Below are 617 nucleotides of genomic sequence, written 5' to 3' on the forward strand. Positions count from 1 at the left end.
CGGTTCATGAGTGTCGTCGGGCTGTCCTTCCTCGTCACGCTGATCTTTCGGCAGGGATCCGTGGGACTGCCGGTGGCCATGGGTGAGGCGGGGTTCAGCGCAGCCGACTACGGCACGGCCATCGCCGTCAACGGTGTCCTGATCGTCGCGCTGCAGATCCCGGTCACGCGGTCCATCGAGCACCGGGATCCGCGGCGGCTGCTCGTCGTCTCGTCGCTCCTCGCGGGGTACGGGTTCGAACTCACCGCGTTCGCCGCGTCCGTCGGGGTCTTCGCGCTCACGGTGAGCGTGTGGACCCTGGGCGAAATCGTCAACGCCCCGATCCAGACCGGCCTCGCCGTCCGCCTCTCCCCCACCCAGGGGCGGGGCCGCTACCAGGGCATGTACACGATGTCCTGGGCGGTGGCGGCGCTCGCCGCCCCGCTGACGTCCGGCTTCGCCATCGACCGGTTCGGGGCGGAGTGGCTGTGGGGGCTGTGCGCGGTGATCGGGACGGTAGCCGCAGCGGGGTACGGGGTACTGATGCGGCGGATACCGGACGAGGAGGCGGCATCGACGAAGCAGGTGGAAGCCCTTGGGCCGGAGCCCACGCCTGAACGGGCAGCCTGACCTCCCGG

General features: G+C 70.5%; 1 protein-coding gene. It reads left to right on the forward strand.

All coding sequences use genetic code 11. From position 1 onward, the window contains the following. Window positions 1-609: MFS transporter (locus tag AQJ91_RS48485; RefSeq protein WP_159054857.1), on the forward strand; the 609-nt coding region annotated here is incomplete at its 5' end. Between the last annotated feature and the right edge of the window lie 8 nt (window positions 610-617).

Origin of the sequence: Streptomyces dysideae (genome assembly GCF_001514305.1) — a bacterium.
GTDB classification, from domain to species: domain Bacteria; phylum Actinomycetota; class Actinomycetes; order Streptomycetales; family Streptomycetaceae; genus Streptomyces; species Streptomyces dysideae.